At 40.2% G+C, this 23,861-nt stretch carries 24 protein-coding genes; all 24 read right to left on the bottom strand.

Translation table 11 applies throughout. From position 1 onward, the window contains the following. Positions 1 to 31 precede the first annotated feature (31 nt). Positions 32 to 1,009: a gluconeogenesis factor YvcK family protein gene (locus NQZ71_RS05165; protein ID WP_317011447.1), complete on the bottom strand. Its 978-nt coding sequence runs from the start codon at positions 1,007 to 1,009 to the stop codon at positions 32 to 34. Then, the gene (rapZ, locus tag NQZ71_RS05160) at positions 1,006 to 1,902 is read right to left on the bottom strand and encodes an RNase adapter RapZ (protein ID WP_144453747.1); all 897 of its coding nucleotides are present in this window, start codon (positions 1,900 to 1,902) and stop codon (positions 1,006 to 1,008) included. The genes NQZ71_RS05165 and rapZ overlap by 4 nt, the downstream gene beginning before the upstream one ends. Positions 1,903 to 1,917: 15 nt before the next feature. Next, a complete protein-coding gene (locus NQZ71_RS05155) occupies positions 1,918 to 2,376 on the bottom strand; it encodes an NUDIX hydrolase (RefSeq protein WP_127738147.1) in 459 nt (152 codons plus the stop codon). Positions 2,377 to 2,671: 295 nt separating this feature from the next. Then, on the bottom strand, positions 2,672 to 3,622 hold the full coding sequence (trxB, locus tag NQZ71_RS05150) for a thioredoxin-disulfide reductase (protein WP_127738148.1): 951 nt from the start codon (positions 3,620 to 3,622) through the stop codon (positions 2,672 to 2,674). A gap of 200 nt (positions 3,623 to 3,822) precedes the next feature. Continuing rightward, on the bottom strand, positions 3,823 to 5,328 hold the full coding sequence (locus NQZ71_RS05145) for a tetratricopeptide repeat protein (RefSeq protein ID WP_275009097.1): 1,506 nt from the start codon (positions 5,326 to 5,328) through the stop codon (positions 3,823 to 3,825). A 238-nt stretch (positions 5,329 to 5,566) separates the two neighbouring features. Further along, positions 5,567 to 6,202, bottom strand: coding sequence for a bifunctional phosphoribosyl-AMP cyclohydrolase/phosphoribosyl-ATP diphosphatase HisIE (gene hisIE, locus NQZ71_RS05140; protein ID WP_275009096.1), 636 nt, complete (start codon positions 6,200 to 6,202; stop codon positions 5,567 to 5,569). Beyond that, a complete protein-coding gene (hisF, locus tag NQZ71_RS05135) occupies positions 6,199 to 6,957 on the bottom strand; it encodes an imidazole glycerol phosphate synthase subunit HisF (RefSeq protein WP_144453753.1) in 759 nt (252 codons plus the stop codon). The genes hisIE and hisF overlap by 4 nt, the downstream gene beginning before the upstream one ends. Continuing rightward, positions 6,957 to 7,688 carry a 1-(5-phosphoribosyl)-5-[(5-phosphoribosylamino)methylideneamino]imidazole-4-carboxamide isomerase gene (gene hisA / locus NQZ71_RS05130; RefSeq protein ID WP_317011446.1) on the bottom strand — a complete coding sequence of 244 codons (732 nt, stop codon included), beginning with the start codon at positions 7,686 to 7,688 and terminating at the stop codon, positions 6,957 to 6,959. Before hisA ends, hisF begins: the two co-directional genes overlap by 1 nt. Positions 7,689 to 7,693: 5 nt before the next feature. Beyond that, on the bottom strand, positions 7,694 to 8,317 hold the full coding sequence (gene hisH / locus NQZ71_RS05125) for an imidazole glycerol phosphate synthase subunit HisH (protein WP_144453757.1): 624 nt from the start codon (positions 8,315 to 8,317) through the stop codon (positions 7,694 to 7,696). Position 8,318: 1 nt separating this feature from the next. Further along, entirely contained in the window at positions 8,319 to 8,906 is a 588-nt protein-coding gene (gene hisB / locus NQZ71_RS05120; protein WP_144453759.1) for an imidazoleglycerol-phosphate dehydratase HisB, read from the bottom strand. A 24-nt stretch (positions 8,907 to 8,930) separates the two neighbouring features. Continuing rightward, positions 8,931 to 10,202, bottom strand: a complete 1,272-nt coding sequence (gene hisD / locus NQZ71_RS05115) for a histidinol dehydrogenase (RefSeq protein WP_275009091.1) — start codon at positions 10,200 to 10,202, stop codon at positions 8,931 to 8,933. A 20-nt stretch (positions 10,203 to 10,222) separates the two neighbouring features. After that, on the bottom strand, positions 10,223 to 10,861 hold the full coding sequence (gene hisG, locus NQZ71_RS05110) for an ATP phosphoribosyltransferase (protein WP_144453763.1): 639 nt from the start codon (positions 10,859 to 10,861) through the stop codon (positions 10,223 to 10,225). After that, complete coding sequence (locus tag NQZ71_RS05105) at positions 10,858 to 12,042, bottom strand: ATP phosphoribosyltransferase regulatory subunit (RefSeq protein WP_275009090.1); 1,185 nt, start codon at positions 12,040 to 12,042, stop codon at positions 10,858 to 10,860. The genes hisG and NQZ71_RS05105 overlap by 4 nt, the downstream gene beginning before the upstream one ends. 235 nt (positions 12,043 to 12,277) lie before the next feature. Beyond that, positions 12,278 to 12,811, bottom strand: coding sequence for an acyltransferase (locus NQZ71_RS05100; protein ID WP_144453767.1), 534 nt, complete (start codon positions 12,809 to 12,811; stop codon positions 12,278 to 12,280). Further along, the gene (gene ppaX / locus NQZ71_RS05095) at positions 12,808 to 13,461 is read right to left on the bottom strand and encodes a pyrophosphatase PpaX (RefSeq protein WP_317011445.1); all 654 of its coding nucleotides are present in this window, start codon (positions 13,459 to 13,461) and stop codon (positions 12,808 to 12,810) included. The genes NQZ71_RS05100 and ppaX overlap by 4 nt, the downstream gene beginning before the upstream one ends. Before the next feature lie 21 nt (positions 13,462 to 13,482). Beyond that, positions 13,483 to 14,295 (bottom strand): prolipoprotein diacylglyceryl transferase, encoded by an 813-nt coding sequence (gene lgt / locus NQZ71_RS05090; protein WP_222118233.1) that lies wholly within the window; start codon positions 14,293 to 14,295, stop codon positions 13,483 to 13,485. Positions 14,296 to 14,343: 48 nt separating this feature from the next. After that, positions 14,344 to 15,270: an HPr(Ser) kinase/phosphatase gene (gene hprK, locus NQZ71_RS05085; protein ID WP_127738161.1), complete on the bottom strand. Its 927-nt coding sequence runs from the start codon at positions 15,268 to 15,270 to the stop codon at positions 14,344 to 14,346. A gap of 201 nt (positions 15,271 to 15,471) precedes the next feature. Continuing rightward, on the bottom strand, positions 15,472 to 15,825 hold the full coding sequence (locus NQZ71_RS05080) for a phage holin family protein (protein WP_127738162.1): 354 nt from the start codon (positions 15,823 to 15,825) through the stop codon (positions 15,472 to 15,474). Positions 15,826 to 15,831: 6 nt separating this feature from the next. Continuing rightward, positions 15,832 to 16,017: a PspC domain-containing protein gene (locus NQZ71_RS05075; RefSeq protein WP_144453773.1), complete on the bottom strand. Its 186-nt coding sequence runs from the start codon at positions 16,015 to 16,017 to the stop codon at positions 15,832 to 15,834. Positions 16,018 to 16,035: 18 nt separating this feature from the next. Next, the gene (locus tag NQZ71_RS05070) at positions 16,036 to 17,145 is read right to left on the bottom strand and encodes a DUF4097 family beta strand repeat-containing protein (RefSeq protein ID WP_317011444.1); all 1,110 of its coding nucleotides are present in this window, start codon (positions 17,143 to 17,145) and stop codon (positions 16,036 to 16,038) included. A 339-nt stretch (positions 17,146 to 17,484) separates the two neighbouring features. Further along, positions 17,485 to 20,361 carry an excinuclease ABC subunit UvrA gene (gene uvrA / locus NQZ71_RS05065; RefSeq protein ID WP_317011443.1) on the bottom strand — a complete coding sequence of 959 codons (2,877 nt, stop codon included), beginning with the start codon at positions 20,359 to 20,361 and terminating at the stop codon, positions 17,485 to 17,487. A gap of 8 nt (positions 20,362 to 20,369) precedes the next feature. After that, entirely contained in the window at positions 20,370 to 22,349 is a 1,980-nt protein-coding gene (uvrB, locus tag NQZ71_RS05060; RefSeq protein ID WP_144453779.1) for an excinuclease ABC subunit UvrB, read from the bottom strand. 344 nt (positions 22,350 to 22,693) lie between these two features. After that, on the bottom strand, positions 22,694 to 22,924 hold the full coding sequence (locus NQZ71_RS05055) for a CsbA family protein (RefSeq protein WP_127738352.1): 231 nt from the start codon (positions 22,922 to 22,924) through the stop codon (positions 22,694 to 22,696). Positions 22,925 to 22,961: 37 nt separating this feature from the next. Then, a complete protein-coding gene (locus NQZ71_RS05050; RefSeq protein WP_260054612.1) occupies positions 22,962 to 23,816 on the bottom strand; it encodes an STAS domain-containing protein in 855 nt (284 codons plus the stop codon). Positions 23,817 to 23,861: the final 45 nt, after the last annotated feature.

Here is a 23,861-nt window from a genome sequence, read left to right as displayed (position 1 = left end):
CCCCCATTTAAAACGCAAACCCTGTTTCCTGTTAAAGCTCTGATTCCACTTTCGAGTCAAGCATAGAATAAAGAATTTTAGCCACTTCCAGCGTATTATGGCGGATGACCTTTTCTTCTAGGCTGATAATATCCCCAAGTATGACTTCCAGTCCAAGCTTTTCTAATTTCTCTGTGTCAAAAAAGACAGGTTTTGCTTTCTCTTCATTATACCGTTCCAGAACGTTTCCGGGGATATTTTCTTTATTTACCAATATAGTATTCAAGAAAGGCTCAGGCATATGTTCATAAATTGCCTTAACATGATCACTCGCAGAAAAATCAAGTGTTTCTCCAGCCTGCGTCATAATATTACAGATATAAACCTTTTTAGCTGCAGCTGTGATGATTTCCCTGCTTATTTCTGGTACGACAAGATTTGGAAGTATACTCGTATACAGACTTCCTGGTCCAATTACGATTAAGTCTGCTTGACGAATTGCCTGGATGGCTTCTGGCAGCGGCGTAGCATTCTCTGGTGTTAGGAATACTTCTTTTATTTTCTTGCCGCTTTCCGGAATGCGCGATTCTCCTGTAACGATTGAACCATCCTCCATTATTGCATTAAGAACAACACTATGGCTTGTTGCAGGCAATACCTTGCCGCGAACATTAAGCACCTTGCTCATTTCCTGAATAGCATAAGGGAAATTCCCTGTTATTGATGTCATTGCAGCTATAATTAAATTCCCTAAGGAATGTCCATTAAGATCCTTGCTGTTTGAAAAGCGATGCTGAAACATTTCTTCCACTAACGGCTCAACATCAGATAATGCTGCCAGCACATTCCTGATATCACCAGGCGCAGGAATATCTAGATCATTCCGCAGCCGGCCCGAACTACCACCATCATCTGCAACAGTTACAATTGCTGTAATGTCGAGAGGATATTTTTTTAATCCTCTTACTAACACAGACAGACCCGTTCCTCCGCCAATGATTACAATTCTCGGATGCTCCACTTCATTCATGTTTGTTGATCCTTTCTCCTCTCCATGTCACGATGAGTTATTTCGACATGATAGTCACCTTCGAAATGATGTCCAATATATTCCGACAAGGCAACAGAACGGTGCTGGCCGCCTGTGCAGCCGATCGCCACAACAAGCTGCGACTTTCCTTCTCTTTTATACTGCGGAAGCATAAAGGTAAGGAGGTCAATCACTTTTTCAAGAAATTGGCCAGTCTCTGTCCACTTTAATACATAGCTGGACACATCAGCATCCAATCCTGTCTTCGGTCTCATATGCTCAACGTAATGAGGGTTTGGTAAGAAACGAACGTCAAATACTAAATCCGCATCAATGGGAATGCCGTGCTTAAAACCAAAACTCATGACATTCACCGTAAAAATCGTCTCTTTGTTAGCTGAAAACTCCGTTAATATTTTTTCACGCAAGTCTCTTGGCGAGCTTTTGGACGTATTGTAAATGATTTGTGCCCTGCCTTTAAGCTCCTCAAGCAGTTCACGCTCCATTTTAATGCCTTCAAGGGGTAGACCTGATGGTGCAAGTGGATGTGATCTTCTTGTTTCCTTATACCTTCTGACCAAAGTACTGTCATCCGCATCCAGAAAAAGGACTTTTGGTACTACCCATGAATTGGCCAAATCATCCAATGCACTGAATAGATTTTCAAAAAACTCTCTGCCTCGTAAATCCATCACGAGTGCAACCTTATTCATCTTATTCTCCGATTCCTTCATTAGTTCAAGAAACTTCGGCAAAAGAGTAGGCGGCAAGTTGTCTACACAGAAAAACCCTAAGTCTTCAAAGCTTTGAATGGCAACTGTTTTACCTGCACCAGACATTCCTGTAATAATGACAACTTGCGGTTCGTTCATCATACTTGCACCCATGCTCATTCCCCCTTAAATTTTTCAGCTTGGATCTAACCGATAGCTAATTAGTTCAAAATCAGGCGTATATGTGAAAGTCCCATATATAATTCCATTACCATGCATCATATAGTCCAAGATGTGATAATCGCCTTCTGCCATAGGCAAGTTTTTGACATTATCAATGTCATGCCAGACTATTTTTCCCTCTTCCGACTCATCCACATTGACACCATCCGCATTTGTGGAGAAGAAGGTAAACATCATCCATTCTGAAGTTATCTTGTCGCCATCCTTAATGATGAACGTAAAAATGCCTTTAATATTTGGATTTCTCAAGTATATACCTGTTTCTTCTCTGAATTCTCTAATGCAAGAGTCTCTCACAGACTCTCCCGGCTCCATTTTTCCTCCTGGAGCCACCCACCAGCCTCTTCTTGGCTTTTGAAGCAGGAGCACCTTATTATCCTTCAGCAACAGGCAATTCGTAACACGCTGCACTTTATCACCTCAAACATTCTTGTCTAAATCTATGTAGAATGAAACTATTGCTTAGTCCTTATATTATACTATTATTGTGAAACACCCACAATAAAATGCCTTTCCAAATAAATTCAACAAATTTCCCCAAAAAGACTTACCTTATTTTTATCAAAAAAAAAGCATAGGCTATTCGCCTATGCACCAAAATATATATCTTAAAAGGGGGTCAATTTCTATTATTATGTTACCCGAAATATATTTCACTACTGTTACAGGAGAATTAAAAGCGAGTAACACTTTGAAAGCTTTTTCATTACGCTTTTTGTTTCAATGATTCAACAAGCTCTTCCACATAGTGTTGAGCGCTTTGCGCTGCAATACTGCCATCACCTGTAGCTGTCACGATTTGACGAAGCGTCTTCTCACGGATGTCTCCTGCTGCGAAGATGCCTGGTACTTTCGTTTCCATTTGGTCATTTGTCTCAATATAACCGTTTTCGTTTGTAATTCCTAAGCTCTCAAACGGTTTTGATAGTGGCAGCATACCGATATAGATAAATACGCCGTCTGCATCTAACACTTGCTCTGTATCATCAACTGTTGAAACTAGCGTCACACTTCCAACCTTGCCGTCCTTTTCATTAATGGCTTTTATTGTATGATTCCAGATGAAATCAACCTTATCGTTTGCAAACGCTCTGTCTTGCAGGATTTTTTGGGCTCTTAGTTCATCACGGCGATGCACAATTGTTACTTGTGAAGCGAAACGAGTTAAGTACACACCCTCTTCTACCGCTGAATCTCCTCCGCCGATAACAAACAGTCTTTTTTCTTTAAAGAATGCGCCATCACAAACTGCACAATAGGAAACTCCACGGCCGCCCAATTCTTTTTCACCAGGTACACCGACTTTTTTGTACTCAGCACCAGTTGAAATAATAATTGATCTTGTTTTGTATTCCTTCGAGCCTGCTTTAACTGTCTTAAATTCATTGCCGTCCACAATTTCCTTAATGTCTCCATACGCATATTCTGCTCCGAATTTCTTTGCATGGTTAAACATTTTATTGGATAGATCTGGGCCTAAAATGCTTTCAAATCCAGGGAAATTCTCAACTTCCTCTGTATTCGCCATTTGTCCACCAGGAATCCCTCTTTCAATCATTAGCGTAGAAAGGTTAGCACGGGATGTATACACTGCTGCTGTCATTCCTGCCGGTCCTGCCCCAATAATAATCACGTCATAAATTTTCTCTTCTGCCACACCAAACACTCCTTTATTCTCAACATTCTATATTTATAAAAACGCTCGTGTTACTAAACCGCTGCGTTCAAATCACTAATTAACTATAAGTAGTATTACCATCTAATACTATCCTATTAAACCCCACTGTTTTAGTCCAAATATTTGCTCATAAAAGAAAAACTTCCACCATTGCTCATTCAATGGTGGAGCCTATATTATCACTCATTATATTCATTGATGATTTTAATGTATTTCTGCAGTGTTGCTGTAGAAAGGCCGTATAAACTCGCCGTTTCCTTTTGTGAAGTCTTTTCGTTTCTGTATTTGCTCCACACATAATCCATTGCCGCAGCTAATCCACTGCTGTTCCCCATTTTCACTCCTGCTTTATGAAGCTGGATAAAAACAGAAAACCACATTAAGTAAAGCCCTGCCTCAACCGTTCCGATTGGATTATGTTTACTGTAAATAATTTCGGCAGTACTATGTGCCGTTAACAGTGTTGAATCGCTAATGCTTGCACCTGTCTTCACAAAAGAGAGATATTGATTCTCCAAAGAAGTGAAGTTGTGAGTGTCAATCACTTGTGAAGATGACAGGATTGCTTCCTTGTTTTTGGAAATAGAAGTAAGAAATACCGCAAACAGTCTCTCCTCTTGATGATTGCTAGTAAACCTCTTTAGGATGGAGGGTATATGATCTTCAAACCCATTGACCTTATCTTCCTTTTCCTTCCATGGTTCATGTCCTTCTTTATCTGGATTCAGCTCAAGCACTTTTTTCCAAACAGTCTTGGCAAACTTTGTCCTGCCAACAAAATAGGCAGAGGCAGACAGCCAATAGTAGAAGGTCGCATCCTCTGTATATCCTTGTTTTTGTAGCTTTCGCAAAAGAAAATAAGCAGATTCATATTCTCCGACAAGGGCAAAGGTTGTTCCAAGCTTAAATTGGTGATCAACAGAAATCGGCTTTATTTTTTTTAGGATTTCTGTCTGCTCGGTTATACTTTCTATACTTCCTTCATAATAAGCAAAAACAAGCTTGTTACAAAGAGCATGAAGATTACCAGCGTTTTTCTCCAGTACTTCCTCAAGAATGCTGTTCGCCTTTTTCACTTCCCCAAGATAGAAGTAAGCCAATGCCAAATTATTGTAGGCAGACCAGTACTCAGGATAATCAGAGATAACTTTCTTCAGCATTTCAACAGCTTTGTTAAAATTACCTGATTCAAGAAGCTCTCTAGCATGCTCTTGCCTGTTAATCAGATCTTCCTCTTCATAAGGCTCCTCTTCTTCCAGGTCGTCTGATTCTAATGTGAGCACTTCAAGCAGATCCTCTGTATCCTCCCGAAATTCACCTTCTGGTTCCAGCTTTAAATATAATTTAGCATGATAATAAGCATCTTTAAAAAATCCTAAATGCGCATAATTATTTGCAAGGAAATAATAACATTCCACCATTTCTTCATCTAGCTCTTCAATAATTAGATGAAGCAGTTCATTGGATTTTTGATATTCTCCAATATCTGCATAGACAATCGCAAGTTGACAAAGTATCGTCGGTTCCCCGGGATCCAGCTGCATTGCTCTTTGCAAATATTTCAATGATTTATTATAATCTCTTTGATGATATGCCTTAATGCCTTTGGAAAAATAATATTCGCCTGTAGGATTAAATGTAATAAGTTTACCCATTGGTTGTAAAGTATTTGAGTCTTTATTCATGTAATCCTCCAACAATCTATTTAAACTCATACAGAGCAATTTCTATTGCTTCAACTTATGTAGTATACCATATTTCGAAGGATGCGGAGAAGGCAGTTTACGAAAATGCCCGCTGCTTTGAAAAAATATGGTTTTTCTTTGTTGCAAATTTATTTTCCTTATTTCATGAAAGCATACAAAAAACTGCCGTCAGGAATGGAGAGCGAAGCCGCTAAAATCCGTCAGACAGTCTGTATCATTATTTTTCTTGATGGCGTTTATCCAAAACCTTAAGTATTTCAGCAAAAGGAAGTCCTTGTTCCCTTAGCAATACAAAAAGGTGGTAAAGTAGATCGGCTGCTTCCCATTTCAGCTCTTCCGTATCTCGATTCTTTGCTGCAATGATAACTTCTGCTGCCTCCTCGCCGACTTTCTTCAAGATTTTGTCGACCCCTTTTTCAAACAGGTAAGTTGTGTACGCACCTTCAGGACGATTGATCTCTCTTTCTTGAATGACAGCTTCCAAGTCTTTCAAAATTTGATAGTTTGCAAGTTCCTTAGTCTCAGCATCTTTATTTTGATAAATACTTTCAGCAAAACAGCTAACTGTCCCATTATGACACGCAGGACCATTCGGTGATACAAGGACAACAAGAGCATCCTTGTCACAGTCAAATTTAATTTCAACAATTTGCTGTGTGTTTCCACTTGTTGCTCCTTTGTGCCACAGCTCACTTCTTGACCTGCTGTAAAACCATGTTTCTCCAGTAGCCAGTGATTTTCCTAATGATTCCTCGTTCATATACGCCAATGTAAGAACTTCCTTTGTAGCAGCATCTTGAACGATTGCTGGGATTAGTCCTTTTTCATCAAATTTAAGCTCATCTAATGTCATCTTACAAGCACTCCTCTTTCATGTAGATATCCTTTGACTTCATTAACAGAGGTTTCTTTATAGTGAAAAATGCTCGCAGCCAGTGCTGCATCTGCATTTGCTTCTTCAAATACCTCCAGGAAATCCTCTGCGTTACCAGCACCGCCAGATGCAATGACAGGAACAGTAACAGCCTCACTTACTGCTTTTGTTAAGGATAAGTCAAATCCCTTTTTCTCTCCATCAGAATCCATGCTCGTCAACAGGATTTCACCTGCACCAAGCTCGACTGCTTCTTTTGCCCATGTGATAACATCTTTGTCGACAGGTGTCCTGCCGCCGTGTGTGTACACTCTCCATGTTCCAAGCTCTTGGTCGAATTTGGCATCAATGGCAACAACAATACATTGAGACCCGAAAAAATTAGCTCCTTCGGTGATTAATTTTGGATTTGTGACTGCTGCTGTATTTAAGGATACTTTATCAGCACCAGCACGGAGAATTCTTTTCATATCTTCCAATGTATTAATTCCGCCGCCGACAGTGAAAGGAATGGCAAGCTCTGAAGCAACTTCCTTCACCACTTCAACCATTGTTTTGCGCCCTTCATGGGATGCTGAAATATCAAGAAAAACAAGCTCATCGGCGCCTTGCTCATCATAAAAACGAGCAAGCTCGACTGGATCGCCAGCATCTCGGAGTTGGACAAACTGCACACCCTTAACGACCCGCCCTTCCTTAACATCCAGGCAAGGAATGATTCTTTTCGTCAACATTATCTTCCCACCTCATTTAATGCCTCTCGAAGTGTAAAACGTCCTTCATATAGTGCCTTGCCGATTATTGCACCAGTAACACCATCAGCGGCGTACTGTTTTAATGCAGCAAGGTCTGCAAGACTGCTGACTCCGCCAGAGGCAATCACATTCTTTTTCGTTACAGCAGCCATTTCTCTAACCGCAGACACATTCGGACCACTAAGCATGCCATCTGTCGCAATGTCAGTAAATATGAAGTTTTCTGCACCTGCATCAGCAAATCTTTTCCCTAGGTCCACTGCTTGTGTTGCAGATGTCTCAATCCAGCCATGCGTTGCCACAAAGCCATTTTTTGCATCAATACCAAGAGCAATCGCACTACCATACTTTTTAATCATTTCAATCGCAAAATCAGGATTGGATATAGCAATGCTTCCAATGATGACACGTGTAACTCCATTTTCCAAATAGTGAGCAATGTCCTCCTCTGTTCGAATGCCTCCACCGATTTGCACAGAAACGCCCAGTTTGTTTGCTGCTTCTATTACGAATAAATCATTGACTCTTTTACCATCCTTCGCTCCGTCAAGGTCGACCATATGTATCCACTCTGCTCCTTGGTCTGCAAAGCTTTTTGCCATGTCAAACGGAGAATCACCGTAAACAGTCTCTTTATCGTAATCTCCTTGAAGGAGACGGACACACTTGCCGCCTCTCATATCAATCGCAGGATATAAAGTAAAACTCATGTTGTTCATCCTTTCTTTATAAGCTCCGTAAAGCCGCCAAGTAGCTCCATCCCCAGCTTGCTGCTTTTTTCAGGATGAAATTGCATTCCGTATACATTGTCTTTTCCGACTACTGCTGGCACTTCCTTGTCATAATCACTGCTGGCAATGATAATGTCATCGTTTGTTTCTGCATAGTAAGAATGGACGAAATAAACATAATCATTTGTTAATCCCGCAGTTAATTTTGAATCCTTCTTAAACTCAATTCGGTTCCAGCCCATATGCGGCACTTTATATTTCTCACCATCTGCTGTTTCACCTGGAAAGCGGACGATCTTACCTGGCAATAAGTGGAGACCTTCTGCCTGACCATGCTCCTCGCTTTCATCAAAAAGGAGCTGCATGCCTAAGCAGATGCCAAGCAATGGCCTTTGGCTGTTAGCATATTGACGGATCATATCAGCTAAGCCTGATTCATTAAGTTTTGCCATCGCATCCTTAAATGCCCCGACACCTGGCAGAATTAACGCATCTGCTTCCATCAGCTTCTCCGCATCCTCCGAAATGAAATAAGGAATGTCCAATCTTTCTAGTGCTTTGCTTACACTAAATAAATTGCCCATGCCATAATCGATAATTCCAAGCATTTTAAAGCATTCCTTTCGTGGATGGAATTCCTTTTACTCTTGGATCAATTGTTGTTGCCTCGTCAAGCGCTCTAGCCAACGCTTTAAAGATTGCTTCAATCATATGATGAGTGTTTTGCCCATAATGCAGGATGACATGCAAGTTTATTCTTGCTTCTAAGGCAAATTTCCATAAAAACTCATGAACAAGCTCTGTATCAAATGTCCCTACCTTATTGCTTGGAAATTCCGCTCGGAACTCAAGATGAGGACGATTGCTTAAATCTACTACCACTTGTGCCAATGTTTCATCCATTGGGACAAAGCTGTTTCCATAGCGTTTAATTCCCTTTTTATCACCAAGTGCTTCCTTCAATGCAAGACCAAGACAAATACCAATGTCCTCTGTAGTATGATGGTCGTCAACCTCAATATCCCCATTTGCTTGAACTGTTAAGTTAAATTGACCATGCTTTGTAAAGAGATCAAGCATATGGTTCATAAAAGGTACGCCTGAATCAATTTCCGAAATGCCCTCCCCATCAATATTGTAGGACAATTGGATATTCGTTTCGCCTGTTTTCCTGCTTATCGCTGCTGTTCTTCCCATCTTTTAATCCTCCTGTAAAGAATATTACTTGTTTTTATATCTTGCTTCGATTGCTCTAGCATGTGCTTCCAAGCCTTCAAGGCGTGCAAATGCGGCAATTTTCTGGCCATTTTGGGCAAACGCCTTTTCACTGTAGGAAATTACGCTTGATTTCTTTTGGAAGTCGTCAACATTTAATGGACTGGAGAATCTAGCCGTTCCATTAGTCGGTAAAACATGATTTGTCCCTGCAAAATAATCACCGACCGGCTCCGAGCTGTAACGCCCGAGAAAAATAGCACCAGCATGCTTGATTTTACCAAGCAGCTCAAACGGATTTTCTGTGATAATTTCCAGATGTTCAGGGGCAATTGCATTGATTGATTCTACCGCAAGATCCATTGTCTCGGTTAACACAATCAACCCATAATCTTCAATAGATTTCTGAGCAATTTCTTTGCGTGGTAATTCGCTCAGCTGCTTTTCCACTTCTGCTGAAACTTGTTCTGCAAGCACCTGGGATGTTGTTACAAGAACAGCCGATGCTCTTGTGTCATGCTCTGCCTGTGACAGGAGGTCTGCTGCCACTTCATTTGCATTTGCTGTTTCATCTGCAAGAACGGCAATTTCACTAGGACCTGCAATCATATCAATATCAACATCACCGTAAACTTCCCTTTTTGCTAGTGCTACAAAAATATTGCCTGGTCCAACAATTTTATCGACGCTGTTTATCGTTTCCGTTCCATATGCAAGGGCAGCAACTGCTTGTGCTCCTCCAGCCTTATAGATTTCTTTTACACCAGCGATATGTGCTGCTACCAAAACTGCACTTGGCAATTTTCCATCTGCGTTCGGAGGGGACACCATGACGATTCTAGCAACGCCTGCGACCTTTGCGGGTACAACATTCATCAGAACAGATGAAGGATATGCCGCTGTACCACCTGGAACGTAAACACCGACTGAATCCAATGGTGTTATTTTTTGCCCGAGTATTGTGCCATCTTCCTTTGTTACCATCCACGAGGTTTTCAGCTGATTTTGGTGATAAGACCGAATATTTTCCGCCGCCTCTTGAATAATGGCTACCATTTCCTTATCAACGTCTTCGTAGGCAGCTTCCAATTCTTCTTCGCTGACCAGAAGGCTTGATAAATCGGCTTGATCAAATTTCAACGTATATTCCTTCAACGCTTTATCACCAGCGTTTTTCACATTTGCTATAATGTCCTTCACAATAATTCTCTGTTCTTCCGTCCCTGCATCCACAGATCGTTTCAGGTAGGAACTGTCTACACCATTTACAATTTTCATTCCGGTCTCCACTCCAAAATCTATTTTTGCACCGCTCTTACTACAACGTTAACACGGTCGACTAAATCACTTATTCGTTTATCCTTCATGCGATAGCTGACTGGATTAACAATAAGTCGGGAAGTAATATCAACAATTTTTTCATATTCAACAAGACCATTTTCAACAAGCGTCTTTCCTGTAGAAACAATATCTACAATCCGATCTGTTAAGCCGATAATTGGCGCGATCTCAATAGAACCATTCAACTTAATGATTTCCACCTGTGAGCCTTGTTCACGAAAATATGCTGCAGCTACATTTGGATATTTTGTTGCAATTCGAGGTGCAATCTCATTTAATTTTGTATTTGGCAAGCCTGCAACTGCTAAGTAACAAGCACTTATTTTCAAGTCCAAAAGCTCATAAACATCTCTTTCTTCTTCTAGCATAACGTCCTTGCCTGCGATTCCTAAATCTGCAACACCATGCTCAACATATGTGGGAACATCCATAGGTTTTGCCAGTATAAACCGGAAGTTTTCTTCCTCTACATCAATAATTAGTTTTCTGGAGTCGTCAAATTCCTGTGGCAGCTGATAACCAGCTTCTCGTAAAAGCTCTGCTGCTTCTTCAAAAATCCTTCCTTTTGGCATGGCAATTGTTAGAATATCACTCATTTGACAACCTCCATTCCCGCTTTACCGACTAGCAAGGTAATCTCATCATATTGCTTTGTACAAGCATCCACGTTGCCAACACCATTTATGTCCTGTGTAATCACTTTAAAGCCGTCTGCTCTTTTTTGCTTTGCCAGTTCGAATGCTTCTTTTCTTCTGTCACCACTGAAAAGAATGCAGTGAATATCACTTTTTCTAGCAAGACTTCCTAATGCCTCCAGCAAATGATCAATGCGAATAGCAAACCCTGTTGCGCCTGTGTTCTTTCCAAATTTAGCGAGGAGGAGATCATATCTGCCTCCACTTCCAATTGGAAACCCAACCCCTTCGGCATATGCCTCATACAGAATTCCTGTGTAATAGCTCATATGGCTGACAAGGGTTAAATCAAAGCGAACTTGATTTTCAACACCGTAATCTAATAGGATGTCCCATAATTGCTGTAAGTCATCAATTGCTTGTGTTCCACTGCCATTTTCAATCAGCTTATATGCAAGAGGAATGATTTCCTCCCCACCTCTTAGCTTCAGAAAATCATGAAGCCTCTGTTTATCAATGCTAGACAACGAAAGATTATCCACATGCTGACGATAGCCGACATAATTTTTCTCATACAAGTATTTCGTCAAGGCGTCTGCTCTTTCCTTCGTGCCAAGAATTTGTTCAAAAAAAGCTTGCACAAAGCCGATATGGCCAACAGAAAGCTGATATTTCTGCACGCCCGCCTTCTCTAATAAGGATATCATCAGCGCTATCCCTTCGCCGTCTGCGCTAACTGTTTTGTCACCAATATACTCGACACCAATTTGTTCAAACTCTGCAGGTCTGCCACCTTCTCTTTGCTGTGCTCGAAAAACAGAGGCATTATAGGCAAGGCGCAGCGGCAAGTCTTCATTCAACAGTTTAGAAGCTGCCAACCTTGCGATTGGTGCAGTCATATCAGGACGAAGCACCAATGTATGTCCTTGCTGGTCGAGTAGCTTAAACAGCTGCTGATCTAAAATAGCAGAGGCTGCTCCAACTGTTTCGTAGTACTCCAATGTAGGTGTCTCAATAAATTGATAACCCCATTGCTTTATTTCTTTGTCCATTTTTTGCTTTACTATATATTTTGTTTCATATATTTCAGGTAAACTATCTCTCATTCCTAATGGCTTTTCAAACATAAACAAGCTGCTCATTTTATACACCTCATAAAGAAGAATATTCCGAATACTTTAGTTCGCTAATATGCTAACAAATTAAAGGTTAGTTGTAGTTTACTCTTCCAATCCCTTTTGGTCAAGTAAAAAACACTGTTTTCTGACTTTTCTCTTTTATAAAAAAAAGCAACCCTAGCTCATGATCTTTTTCCAAATTGGTCTGACTTATTGTCGTTCCCTTTGAAATAAGACTCATTATTAGAGTTGCCCTATTTTATTCTTCTACTATATAAATCGGACTATTTTGTCGCCGCTTTTGCATCTCGTCCGCAGAATATATGATTTGCATTGGATTACCGCCAACGAAACTGCCGGCAGGAACATCCTTATGAACAAGGGTGCCTGCAGAAACAACTGCTTTGTCACCAATTTCCACACCAGGAAGAATTGTCGTATTCGCACCAATCATCACTTCATCACCGATTACTATCTCTCCAAGACGATACTCCTCAATGAGATACTCATGCGCCAAAATTGTGGTGTTATAGCCGATGACCGTATTTTTCCCCACTTTTATTTTTTCTGGGTACATAATGTCGACCATCACCATTAAAGCAAAGGATGTTTCCCTGCCGACGGTCATTTTCAGTAGTTTGCGATACATCCAGTTTTTCAATCCAAGAAACGGAGTATATCTTGCAAGCTGAATGACGATGAAATTTTTGATTACCTTCAGAAACGGAACTGTTTTATAAACATGCCATAAAGAGTTGGGACCGCTCACCGGATAGCGAGTCGTTCGTCTCATTTAACTTCCACTTCAAGAATAGTCAGCAGATCGCTCATATTATCCAAAAGATAATCTGGCTGCAAGGAAGCCAAGAAATCTCTTCCTTTTAAAGTCCATGCTACACCTGCTGTTTTTGTTCCCGCATTTTTCCCTGCAAGTATGTCATGAGAGTTGTCACCGACCATAATTGCTTCCTCAGGTGAAGACCCGAGCTGTTCCAGCGCCATTAAGACTGGTTCTGGATCTGGCTTTGCATTCTTCACATGATCAAGTGCAACAATGACATCAAAAAATTCATCCAGCTTCGTTAAACGCAAGCCCATATTGACTACATCTGACAACTTTGTCGTGACAATTCCAACCTTATAGCCACTTTCTTTTAAAGTCTTAATCGTGTCATAAACACCTTCAAAAATCGTCACAATATTATCATGGTTAGCTATATTAAATGCCCTGTACTTAGCGGCCATTTCCTCTGCCTTGTCTACATCTATCCCGCCGAATGTCTCCATTAAGGTTGGGCCCATGAATGGAATGACATCTTCGCGTTGATATTTACCAGGATAATAGAACTCCAATGTATGCAAAAATGATGAAATGATTAGTTCATTTGTATCGATAAGTGTTCCATCTAAATCAAATAACAGTGTATTAATTTTTCCGTTCATCTTATCTATCCTTTCTGACTTCTAGTTACCGCTCTCCAAATAGCGCTCGCTCGCCAATCCGGATTTCCTTCTGTAAATAACAGCCAGAATTGACACTAAGATCAATGCCAAGGAAATAAGCTGCGCCATTCTTAAATCACCAACCATTAAACTGTCTGTTCTCATCCCTTCAATGAAGAACCGACCGATTGAGTACCAAATAATGTAAGAGAAGAATATTTCCCCTCTGCGTAAGTTAACTCTTCTTAATAACATTAAAATGATGAAACCAACAATATTCCATAAAGATTCATATAAAAATGTCGGGTGATAGTAAGTTCCATTTATATACATTTGATCAATAATGAATTGAGGTAAATGCAAGCCTTCTAAAAACGAACGGCTTACTTCCCTGCCGTGTGCTTCTTGGTTCATAAAATTGCCCCAACGGCCAATCGCCTGACCTAAAATAATGCTTGGTGCTGCGATATCTGCCATTTTCCAAAACGAAATGCCCTTTTTCTTTGTAAATATGTATGTCGTTATAATGGCACCAATCAACGCACCATGAATGGCAATACCGCCATGCCATATTTTCGGAATATCTCCTAAATGGCTGCCGTAATAATCCCATTCAAAAATAACATAATAAATTCTGGCAGATATTATGGATATCGGAATAGCCCAAAGCATTAAGTCCGGGAAATCATCTTTTCCAAGGCCTCGCCTGTTCCCTTCACGTATTGCCAAAATCAAAGCCAGGATAAGACCTGTTCCGATAATAACACCATACCAACGAACATCTAGCCCTCCTATCGAAAATGCAATAGGATCAATCGGCTGTATATTCTCCACTACTATTCCTCCCTTTTTCCCCTTTAGTTATTTTTCTCTATAAGGCTATCATGCATTCTCGTGTGAAATCACGTTAGCAAGCTTGTTCGTAAATTGCTGTGCAGCATTTACACCCATTCTTTTCAGACGGAAGTTCATCGCTGCAACCTCAATGATAACTGCCAAGTTTCGTCCAGGACGAACAGGAATTGTCAGCTTTGTTACATCTGTATCAATAATTTTCATTTTCTCTTCATCTAAGCCTAAGCGGTCATACTGCTTGTTTTGTTCCCACAGCTCAAGAGACATGATGATGGAGATTTTTTTATCACTTCTGACAGCACCAGCTCCAAACAATGTCATCACATTGATAATACCTAATCCGCGGATTTCCAACAGATGCTCAATTAATTCAGGAGAGCGTCCGACAATTACTCCCTCGTCCTCTTGGCGAATCTCTACACAGTCATCTGCTACAAGACGATGTCCTCTTTTAACAAGCTCAAGTGCAGTCTCACTTTTACCAACACCGCTTTTTCCAGTGATAAGCACACCAACACCATAAATATCTACAAGCACACCATGAACAGCAGTAGTCGGAGCTAGCTTGCGCTCAAGAAAGTTTGTCAGTCTGCTTGAGAATAAAGATGTCTTCTGTTTGGAACGCATAACAGGCACGGCATTTCTTTCAGCAGCTTCTATTAATTCTGCTGGTACCTCTTTACCTCTTGTGATGATAATTCCTGGCGTTATATCATTACAAAGCCTTGTCAGCCTTGTTTCCCGCTCCTCTTCACTTAGCTTCTCTGCAAATGTAAGCTCGGTTTTCCCAAGGAGCTGCACCCTTTCTGCAGGATAATAATCAAAATAACCTGCAAGCTCTAATCCAGGTCTAGATATATCACTTACCGTAATCGGTCTATTAATTCCTTCTTCACCACTGATCAGTTCTAAATCAAACTCTTCCATTACTTCTTTTATTAATACCTTAGCCAATGGGGTTCCTCCTTCAAAGGTTCAATGCTGCTTTAACTAAATAACTTTATCGCATCATCTTATTTTAGCATTATTCCATAAATTTATGCTAGATTCTGACTATGTTAATTGACGTTTTTCGTATAGCTTTTTTCAAGGAAAAGAAAAAAGGCCGACACATATGCGCCGCCTTTTCCACATGCTAAAACCATCTTAACAAATTTACTTTTCACTTTTCAGCATTGTATTCTGAATAATGATATTAAAGAGAGAAAGCAGGACACTTGCAAGCATGCTCATGCCAAAGCTTGAAATCTCAAAGCTGTCTCCCATTAAGTGATCTGTTAAAGAAAGGGTAATTGCATTGATTACAAATAAAAACAAACCTAAGGATAGTATTGTTACAGGGAGTGTCAAAAGAATCAGGATAGGCTTAACAACAATATTAAGCAATGACAGAATAACACTTGCTCCAATTGCTGCTCCTATACCAGAAAGGTAAAATGAATCTTTAAACAACCCTGCCAACGCAATGAAAAACACTGCATTTATAACAATACCTAATAACCACTTCATATTTTCCTACACCTCATTTGGAAGAACAAACGTCAATAATAAGTAAATTAACACTAGTGAAAACCCAGTCGGAATTAATGCCAGGACGAAAATTACTCTTAACAGATTTGCATTAACATTGATATTTTCTGCAAGTCCACCGATAACTCCTGCCAATTTCCGATTATTTGTTGAGCGCACTAATTTCTTCATATTGTCTCCTTTCGAAGATTACTGCTGCTCCCGCTTTTTAATTTTGATGGATCCAGTTTTTGTATTTGCTTCAATTTTAGTTCGTTTATCTAATGATTGAATGGACTGGAACTGCATCACCTTTTGGAGCACATCATTTTTTTCCTCTATTATTTGTATACCCTCCAATTCAACATTAAATCCACCAAAATTAGTCTTTAAATTTCCAGTAACAGCAAGCTGGTCTGGTACTTGAACCTCAATACTTCCAGTTGTGCCGTTCAACTCAAGCACTTCAATATCTTCTGAATGATTGATGCAAAGGATATTGCCATTAAATGATTGGAGGTCGACCTTTCGGAAGAAACCTTCTGCCTTGATTGCACCATTTAATGTTTCTCCATCAAGCTTTTCAATCACACTGTTTTCAATGACAATACTGCCGTTTGCCGCATCCGCTTCAAGCTTTTCGCTTTGCCCGGCATTTATCGTAATTTTTCCGTTTGCTGTTTTGGCATAAAGCTGATTTGCCAGTAAATCGTATGTTTTAATGGAGCCCGTAAATAATCTAACCTTTGCTATATGATAAGCATTTTTCGGAATATAAAACTTCGTCTGCAATTTCATCCACTTATGATTTACTTTAAGCTCTAGAATATCTTCCTTCGCCTTTACTTGCACTTCCTTCAAGAACAATTCCTTCGCCTGTTCATTCGAATCCACTCTGTATATCTTCGCCTTGCACTCAATGCGAATTTCGTCTTGGTCCCAAGGAATAATCTCTACTTCACCGTTTGGTATATCAACATCTATGTTTTTTGGAAATACCTCTGTAAATTGAAAAATATGCGATACTTCTTCATGTCTTGTAATATTTAACTGATCGAAGTCTACTTCCTTTACTTTTTTCACTGCATTATCTACAAAGTCGAACAATTTCTCTTTCGCCGATTGAAATTTAAAAGCTGATTGCTGATATGGTTCTTTCTTCTTTTCTTGAAAAACAGAATCTTCAGCAGGAGTCTCCTCACTGTTAAGTTTTTTAACCAAATCCGCTTCATCTGCTTTTTCAATTAAAGACAGAGCCTCTTCTATCGTAAGCTTCCCTTCTTCCAACAGTTGCAAAATTCTTCTTTTTTCATCAGCCATTCTAAATGCCTCCCCATATGCTTGTTATATATTTCCCTACTTAAGTAAAACTTTAAGCTTTGAGCATAATACTTGCCGCTTCTTTTCTTTATGTCCATTCTTCACCTGTGGCTTACTAAAAATACAGTAATAAGCGGGATTTTTTACTTGCTTCCCTTTCCTATTACTACGAATGAAACAATCTTAAAGTTTCATCTAAGCTGGGAATAAAACATTTCTTTCTATCGTATGAGCAGTGTTAAGGATTAAGAATAATGTCCACCATCAAATGCCTGTGGTGATTTTATACAAAAAACCGGCTTAGAGAATAAACTCTAAAGCCGGCTTGAAGAGAAAAGCTTATCCTGTTGTTATTTCTTCCGCTTCTTTAATGCTTTTCTTCATACGCAAACGGTCTCTTTCAAGGATGGGCTTTAAGTACTTACCAGTATATGAACCTTTTAGTTCAGCAATCTCTTCAGGTGTGCCGCTTCCTAAAATAGTTCCGCCCTTGTCTCCTCCCTCAGGACCAAGGTCAATAATAAAGTCAGTTGCCTTAATTACATCCAGATTATGTTCAATAACGAGGACAGTTTCTCCATTATCTACAAGACGCTGCAAAACAACAAGCAGTCTCGAAATGTCATCAACATGCAGCCCTGTCGTCGGTTCATCTAAAATATAAAAGGTTTTTCCTGTTGATCTTTTATGAAGCTCCGAAGCAAGCTTGACCCTTTGCGCTTCACCGCCAGACAGGGTTGTCGCCGGCTGGCCAAGTTTAATATATCCAAGACCAACATCTACTATTGTTTGCAGCTTACGGTGTATCTTCGGGATATTCTCAAAGAAGGATACTGCGTCCTCCACAGTCATATCAAGTACATCTGAGATATTTTTCCCTTTGTATTGCACTTCAAGTGTTTCTCTGTTATATCGTTTTCCATGACAAACCTCACATGGAACATAAACATCCGGCAGGAAGTGCATTTCAATTTTGATAATACCATCACCGCGGCAAGCTTCACATCTTCCGCCTTTCACATTAAAGCTGAACCTGCCTTTTTTATAGCCTCGTACCTTTGCTTCATTCGTTGTGGAATAAACGTCACGAATATCATCAAACACACCAGTATATGTGGCCGGATTAGATCTTGGCGTACGGCCAATAGGAGATTGGTCAATATCAATAACCTTTTCAAGCTGTTCAATTCCTTTGATTTCTTTATGCTCTCCAGGCTTTGCTTTCGCTCTGTTCAGCTTCTGAGCAAGGCTTTTATGAAGTATCTCATTTACCAAGGTGCTTTTCCCTGAACCGGATACTCCAGTTACTGCTGTAAACACACCTAGCGGAATTTTGACATTGACATTTTTGAGGTTATTTTCGTTCGCCCCAATAATCTCTATTTCTCTGCCATCACTTTTTCTTCTTTCTAATGGCAATGGAATAAACTTCTTGCCTGACAAATATTGACCCGTAATAGAATTATCATCCGCCATTACTTCCTGCGGTGTTCCTGTCGATATGATTTGGCCGCCATGAACACCAGCACCTGGTCCGACATCAATAAGATAATCTGCTTCCATCATGGTATCTTCATCATGCTCTACAACAATTAACGTGTTCCCGATATCCCGCATATGCTTCAATGTATCAATCAGCTTGTCATTATCTCTTTGATGAAGCCCAATGGAGGGCTCATCCAATATATAAAGGACGCCAGTTAATCTTGAACCTATTTGGGTTGCGAGCCTAATTCGCTGTGCTTCTCCGCCTGACAATGTCCCTGCAGCTCTGCTCAGCGTTAAATAATCCAAGCCAACATTATTAAGGAACCCAAGTCGTTCTGAAATTTCACGAAGAATAAGATTGGCAATTTGCTGTTCCTTTTGAGTTAACGTAAGGTTTTCAAAGAAATTTTTTCCTTCAATGACCGATTTCTCTGTCACTTGGCCGATATGCAAGCCATTTACAAACACAGCTTGGGCTTCCTTCTTTAAGCGATAGCCTTTGCATGTCGGGCAATCCTGTTGAGCCATATATTTTTCCATCTGTTCACGAATGAAGTCAGAGCTCGTTTCTTTATATCTTCTCTCTACATTGCGAACAACACCCTCAAACTGGATATCATTTTCCCTTACTTGTCCAAAATCATTTTCATACCGGAAATGGATTTTTTCCTTTCCTGACCCGTAAAGAATTTTATCAAGCATATTTTTTGGAATATCCTTAACAGGTATATTCATGTCAATGCCATAATGGTTGCAGACACTTTCCAAAAGCTGCGGATAATATTGAGAGCTGATTGATTCCCATGGCGCAATCGCATTTTCCTTTAATGTCAAATTAGGATTAGGAATGACAAGCTCGATATCCACCTCAAGCCTTGTACCAAGACCGTCACATTCAGTACATGCGCCAAATGGGCTGTTAAAGGAAAATAATCTTGGCTCTAATTCTCCAATGGAAAAACCGCAAATCGGGCAGGCATGATGTTCACTGAATAACAGCTCTTCTTCCCCGATCACGTCAATGATTACTTTTCCGCCGCCAAATTGCAGGGCTGATTCCAGTGAATCTGCAAGACGCTGAGAAATTCCTTCCTTGACTACAAGCCGGTCAATAACCACTTCAATACTGTGTTTCTTATTTTTCTCCAGCTCAATATCATCACTCAGCTCATGCATTTCTCCGTCAATTCTGACACGCACATATCCTTGCTTCTTAATATCCTCGAGCACCTTCACATGTGCTCCTTTTCTGCCGGAAATAACCGGAGCAAGCACCTGAATTTTCGTCCTTTCCGGGTATTCCAATATCCGGTCAACCATCTGTTCAATCGTTTGGGACGTGATTTCAACACCATGCTCAGGACATACTGGTCTGCCGATTCTTGCATATAATAAACGCAAATAATCGTAAATTTCCGTAACTGTTCCTACAGTGGATCTTGGATTTCGACTTGTTGTTTTTTGATCAATCGAAATAGCAGGAGAAAGCCCCTCAATCGAGTCAACATCCGGCTTATCCATCTGGCCGAGGAATTGGCGGGCATATGCTGATAATGACTCCACATAGCGCCTTTGTCCCTCTGCATAAATGGTGTCAAAGGCCAGAGAGGATTTCCCTGAGCCTGACAGTCCAGTTATCACAACAAGCTTATCCCTTGGTATCGTGATATCAATATTTTTAAGATTATGTGCTCTTGCACCTTTTACAATCAATTTATCCTTTGCCATTTAAGCCTTCACCCCTCTGCCTTAAGCTCAAGAAGCAAATCGCGAAGCTCTGCAGCCCTTTCGAAATTGAGAGCCTTTGCAGCTTCCTTCATTTCTGCTTCCATTTGTGCAATCATTGCTTCTTTGTCTTTTTTCGTTAACTTTTCCAGCTTGGCAGATGCAGAATACTCTTCTGGTTCCTCTGCAGCCTGTGTTGCTCTGATTGAATCTCTGATGCCTTTTTGGATGGTTTGCGGTGTGATGCCGTGCTTCTCGTTGTATTCCTCTTGCATAGCTCGACGGCGTTTCGTTTCATTTATCGCTATCTCCATGGATTTTGTCATCTTATCTGCGTACATAATGACATGCCCATTTGAGTTTCTTGCCGCACGCCCGATTGTTTGAATCAGCGAACGCTCAGAACGAAGGAAGCCCTCTTTGTCTGCGTCCAAAATAGTCACAAGGGATACCTCCGGAATATCAAGCCCTTCCCGCAACAGATTAATACCTACAAGTACATCATATTTGCCTAAACGGAGCTCACGGATAATTTCAATCCGCTCCAATGTCTTCACTTCAGAATGGAGATATTGAACCTTAATACCGATTTCCTTCAGATAATCCGTCAGGTCCTCAGACATTTTTTTCGTTAAGGTAGTAACCAATACCCTTTCATTCTTCTTAATACGCTCTTGAATTTCACCGATTAAATCATCTATCTGACCTTCTATCGGACGGATATCTATCGTTGGGTCAAGCAATCCTGTCGGTCTGATAATCTGTTCAATCATTTCTGGAGTATGCTCAATTTCATACGGACCAGGTGTTGCCGAAACACAAATCATCTGATTTATATGCTCCTCAAATTCACCAAAAGTTAATGGTCTGTTGTCCAATGCAGACGGCAAGCGGAAGCCATGGTCAACAAGCACCCCTTTACGCGCTTGGTCTCCGTTGTACATTCCCCTTACTTGCGGCAATGTAACATGGGACTCGTCAATGACAAGCAGGAAGTCTTTTGGAAAGAAGTCCAATAATGTATATGGTGTGGAGCCTGGCGGCCTTAAAGTCAAATGGCGGGAGTAGTTTTCAATACCCGAACAGAAGCCCATTTCCCTCATCATTTCCAAGTCATAACGGCAGCGCTGTTCAAGGCGCTGAGCCTCTAACAGCTTATTGTCCTCTCTTAGCTTTTCTAGCCGTTCGTCCAGCTCTTTTTCGATATTCTCTATTGCTATTTTCATTTTTTCTTCTCGTGTAACGAAGTGGGAAGCCGGGAATATGGAAACATGATTCCTTTCTCCATAAATCTCTCCTGTCAATGCATCTACTTCACGAATGCGGTCGATTTCATCTCCAAAAAACTCTACTCTAATGCAGCGCTCGTCACGAGATGCAGGAAAGATTTCGACGACATCTCCTCTTACGCGGAATGTTCCCCGCTTAAAATCAATATCATTACGGTCATATTGAACATCCACAAGCCTGCGAAGAAGCTGGTTGCGTTCAATCTCCATACCTGTTCTTAACGAAACAACCATTTCCTTGTACTCTTCAGGAGAACCTAAGCCATATATACAGGAAACGCTGGCAATGATGATAACATCCTCCCTCTCAAACAGCGAGGCTGTAGCCGAGTGACGAAGCTTATCTATCTCATCATTGATACTTGCATCCTTCTCTATGAAGGTATCTGTGCTTGGCACATATGCTTCTGGCTGATAATAATCATAATAGCTGACAAAATACTCAACAGCATTATTCGGGAAAAACTCCTTAAATTCACTGTAAAGCTGACCTGCTAGTGTTTTGTTATGTGCAATAATTAATGTCGGTTTTTTTACCTCTTTGATGACATTGCTGACAGTAAATGTTTTCCCTGTCCCTGTAGCACCAAGGAGCGTTTGGATTTTCTTGCCTGAATTTATTCCAGAAACGAGCTCTTTAATTGCCGCCGGCTGGTCCCCTTGAGGGGAATATTTAGAAACTAATTCGAATTCTTGGCTCACTGTAATCCTCCTGTTTCATTTATCTGTAAGGTAAGTATCTTAAGGTTCACCAGTTTTAAAATTGTAGCTTTATATGTAAATGTTCAGGAAACATTCTATAAACGCACACCGTTTTTCCTAATCGAAATGTAAGAAATTGATATATCACCATTCTACCACAAACTGCCCTATTCAAACCAACAATATGCGAACGAATATTCCCCTTTTTATTTTTTTCTTCTTCTTTTATTATGATGGCTTTACAAACTTGTATGCTCTTCCGAAAAAAAAGAATGGCCTCCCTAAAAGATGATTTCTCCACAAAGGATAATATCACCTGGCAGGAAGGCCATTTTTTTCTATGTTTATTCAGCTGGTTTAGCCGCACGTTTTATTAACCTATGACTAAGCCAAAATCCCGCTGTGAGGGAGAATGAATCAATTACAATCAGCAAAAGAGAATTCGTATAGCCTTTGTACGCAGAGGCAGCGATCAGTGCAACAGTCAGCACTAAGGCAAGTACACGGTTGTACGCTACCCTTGTAAAAAGCAATACTAATAATCCAGGAAAAATGAGTGCTGCTAAATAGATCATTTTATAATGATACACCTCTTTTTTGCTTGAGCGTTAATTATCCTTCATTAACCGTAATCCCCAGTCTTGACAATGCACTGGCAAGGTTGTTGAAAATTGGAATTTTACTAAAGTCTACACCTAGCTGGATTGCCGTCTGTGCCACTTCTGGACGCAAGCCGGATAGATAAGCACTAACCCCAATAAGGTTCAATGCATGGATAACATGAAAGATTTGCTGTGCTACCATTGTATCAATTATCGGTACTCCCGATAAGTCAATAAATAGTTTTTCCATATTGTTATTATTACATTGCTTCAGTGTAGTTTCCATAATAATATTTGCTCTTTGTGTATCAATATCGCCAATTAATGGAAGCACCCCTATTCCCTTTGTAATTGGAATAACAGGGCTGCTTAATTCATAAATTGTCTCCTGCTGTGCGGAAAGCTGATGATGCTTAAACTTATCATAGTATTCAATAAAAATATTTGTAAAAATATCAAAAGCATAGTTTGCTAGACGCAGCCAGTTGAACATATTACTAACTGTCAAATGCTCACCAGATTCCTCAGCAAATTTTTGAATATACTTAAACAAGATTGATTTAACACAAGTAAGCTGCTCTATTGATTCCAAAATCGGCACAAGGTCTTGTGATCTTTGTTTTGCAACCTTTACAGCCCATTCAGCAATGCTTGTTCGATAGACGTCTTCCTCTGAATTAAAGACATGAAGAACGTTTTTCATCAATGTTTGAAAGCTGCTAATTAGTTCTTCCCTAATTGGCTGTCCCTCTTCAATTTTATAAAAAACAGAATCGCTTGCGCTTAATGTTTTAATCCATTCCTCTGCCATAAATTCTATATGTTCATTTAAATAGATGTATAGTTTTTGTTTGCAATCTGACACGTAATCCCCTCCTGAAAGTTTGCGACGGTCCAATCTTTAAAATTG

The organism is Niallia taxi (assembly GCF_032818155.1).
Lineage (GTDB): Bacteria > Bacillota > Bacilli > Bacillales > Cytobacillaceae > Niallia > Niallia taxi_A.
This window is presented reverse-complemented; position numbering and strand designations above follow the sequence as displayed.

Coding starts and splice junctions, on each gene's coding strand:
- NQZ71_RS05145 (WP_275009097.1), bottom strand. CDS start 5,328: ATGAATAAAGACTCAAATACTTTACAACCAATGGGTAAACTTATTACA.
- NQZ71_RS05075 (WP_144453773.1), bottom strand. CDS start 16,017: ATGAAGAAATTAGTGCGCTCAACAAATAATCGGAAATTGGCAGGAGTT.
- NQZ71_RS05070 (WP_317011444.1), bottom strand. CDS start 17,145: ATGGCTGATGAAAAAAGAAGAATTTTGCAACTGTTGGAAGAAGGGAAG.
- hisB (WP_144453759.1), bottom strand. CDS start 8,906: ATGGGAAGAACAGCAGCGATAAGCAGGAAAACAGGCGAAACGAATATC.
- hisH (WP_144453757.1), bottom strand. CDS start 8,317: ATGCTTGGAATTATCGATTATGGCATGGGCAATTTATTTAGTGTAAGC.
- NQZ71_RS05105 (WP_275009090.1), bottom strand. CDS start 12,042: ATGAGCAGCTTGTTTATGTTTGAAAAGCCATTAGGAATGAGAGATAGT.
- hisD (WP_275009091.1), bottom strand. CDS start 10,202: ATGAAAATTGTAAATGGTGTAGACAGTTCCTACCTGAAACGATCTGTG.
- NQZ71_RS05165 (WP_317011447.1), bottom strand. CDS start 1,009: ATGAATGAAGTGGAGCATCCGAGAATTGTAATCATTGGCGGAGGAACG.
- NQZ71_RS05080 (WP_127738162.1), bottom strand. CDS start 15,825: ATGAAGTGGTTATTAGGTATTGTTATAAATGCAGTGTTTTTCATTGCG.
- hisF (WP_144453753.1), bottom strand. CDS start 6,957: ATGTTGACGAAAAGAATCATTCCTTGCCTGGATGTTAAGGAAGGGCGG.
- hisG (WP_144453763.1), bottom strand. CDS start 10,861: ATGAGTGATATTCTAACAATTGCCATGCCAAAAGGAAGGATTTTTGAA.
- NQZ71_RS05100 (WP_144453767.1), bottom strand. CDS start 12,811: ATGAGACGAACGACTCGCTATCCGGTGAGCGGTCCCAACTCTTTATGG.
- ppaX (WP_317011445.1), bottom strand. CDS start 13,461: ATGAACGGAAAAATTAATACACTGTTATTTGATTTAGATGGAACACTT.
- uvrA (WP_317011443.1), bottom strand. CDS start 20,361: ATGGCAAAGGATAAATTGATTGTAAAAGGTGCAAGAGCACATAATCTT.
- hisIE (WP_275009096.1), bottom strand. CDS start 6,202: ATGACATTAGATGAGCTTAAATTTGATGAAAAAGGACTAATCCCAGCA.
- NQZ71_RS05055 (WP_127738352.1), bottom strand. CDS start 22,924: ATGATCTATTTAGCAGCACTCATTTTTCCTGGATTATTAGTATTGCTT.
- rapZ (WP_144453747.1), bottom strand. CDS start 1,902: ATGAGCATGGGTGCAAGTATGATGAACGAACCGCAAGTTGTCATTATT.
- hisA (WP_317011446.1), bottom strand. CDS start 7,688: ATGAGTTTTACTTTATATCCTGCGATTGATATGAGAGGCGGCAAGTGT.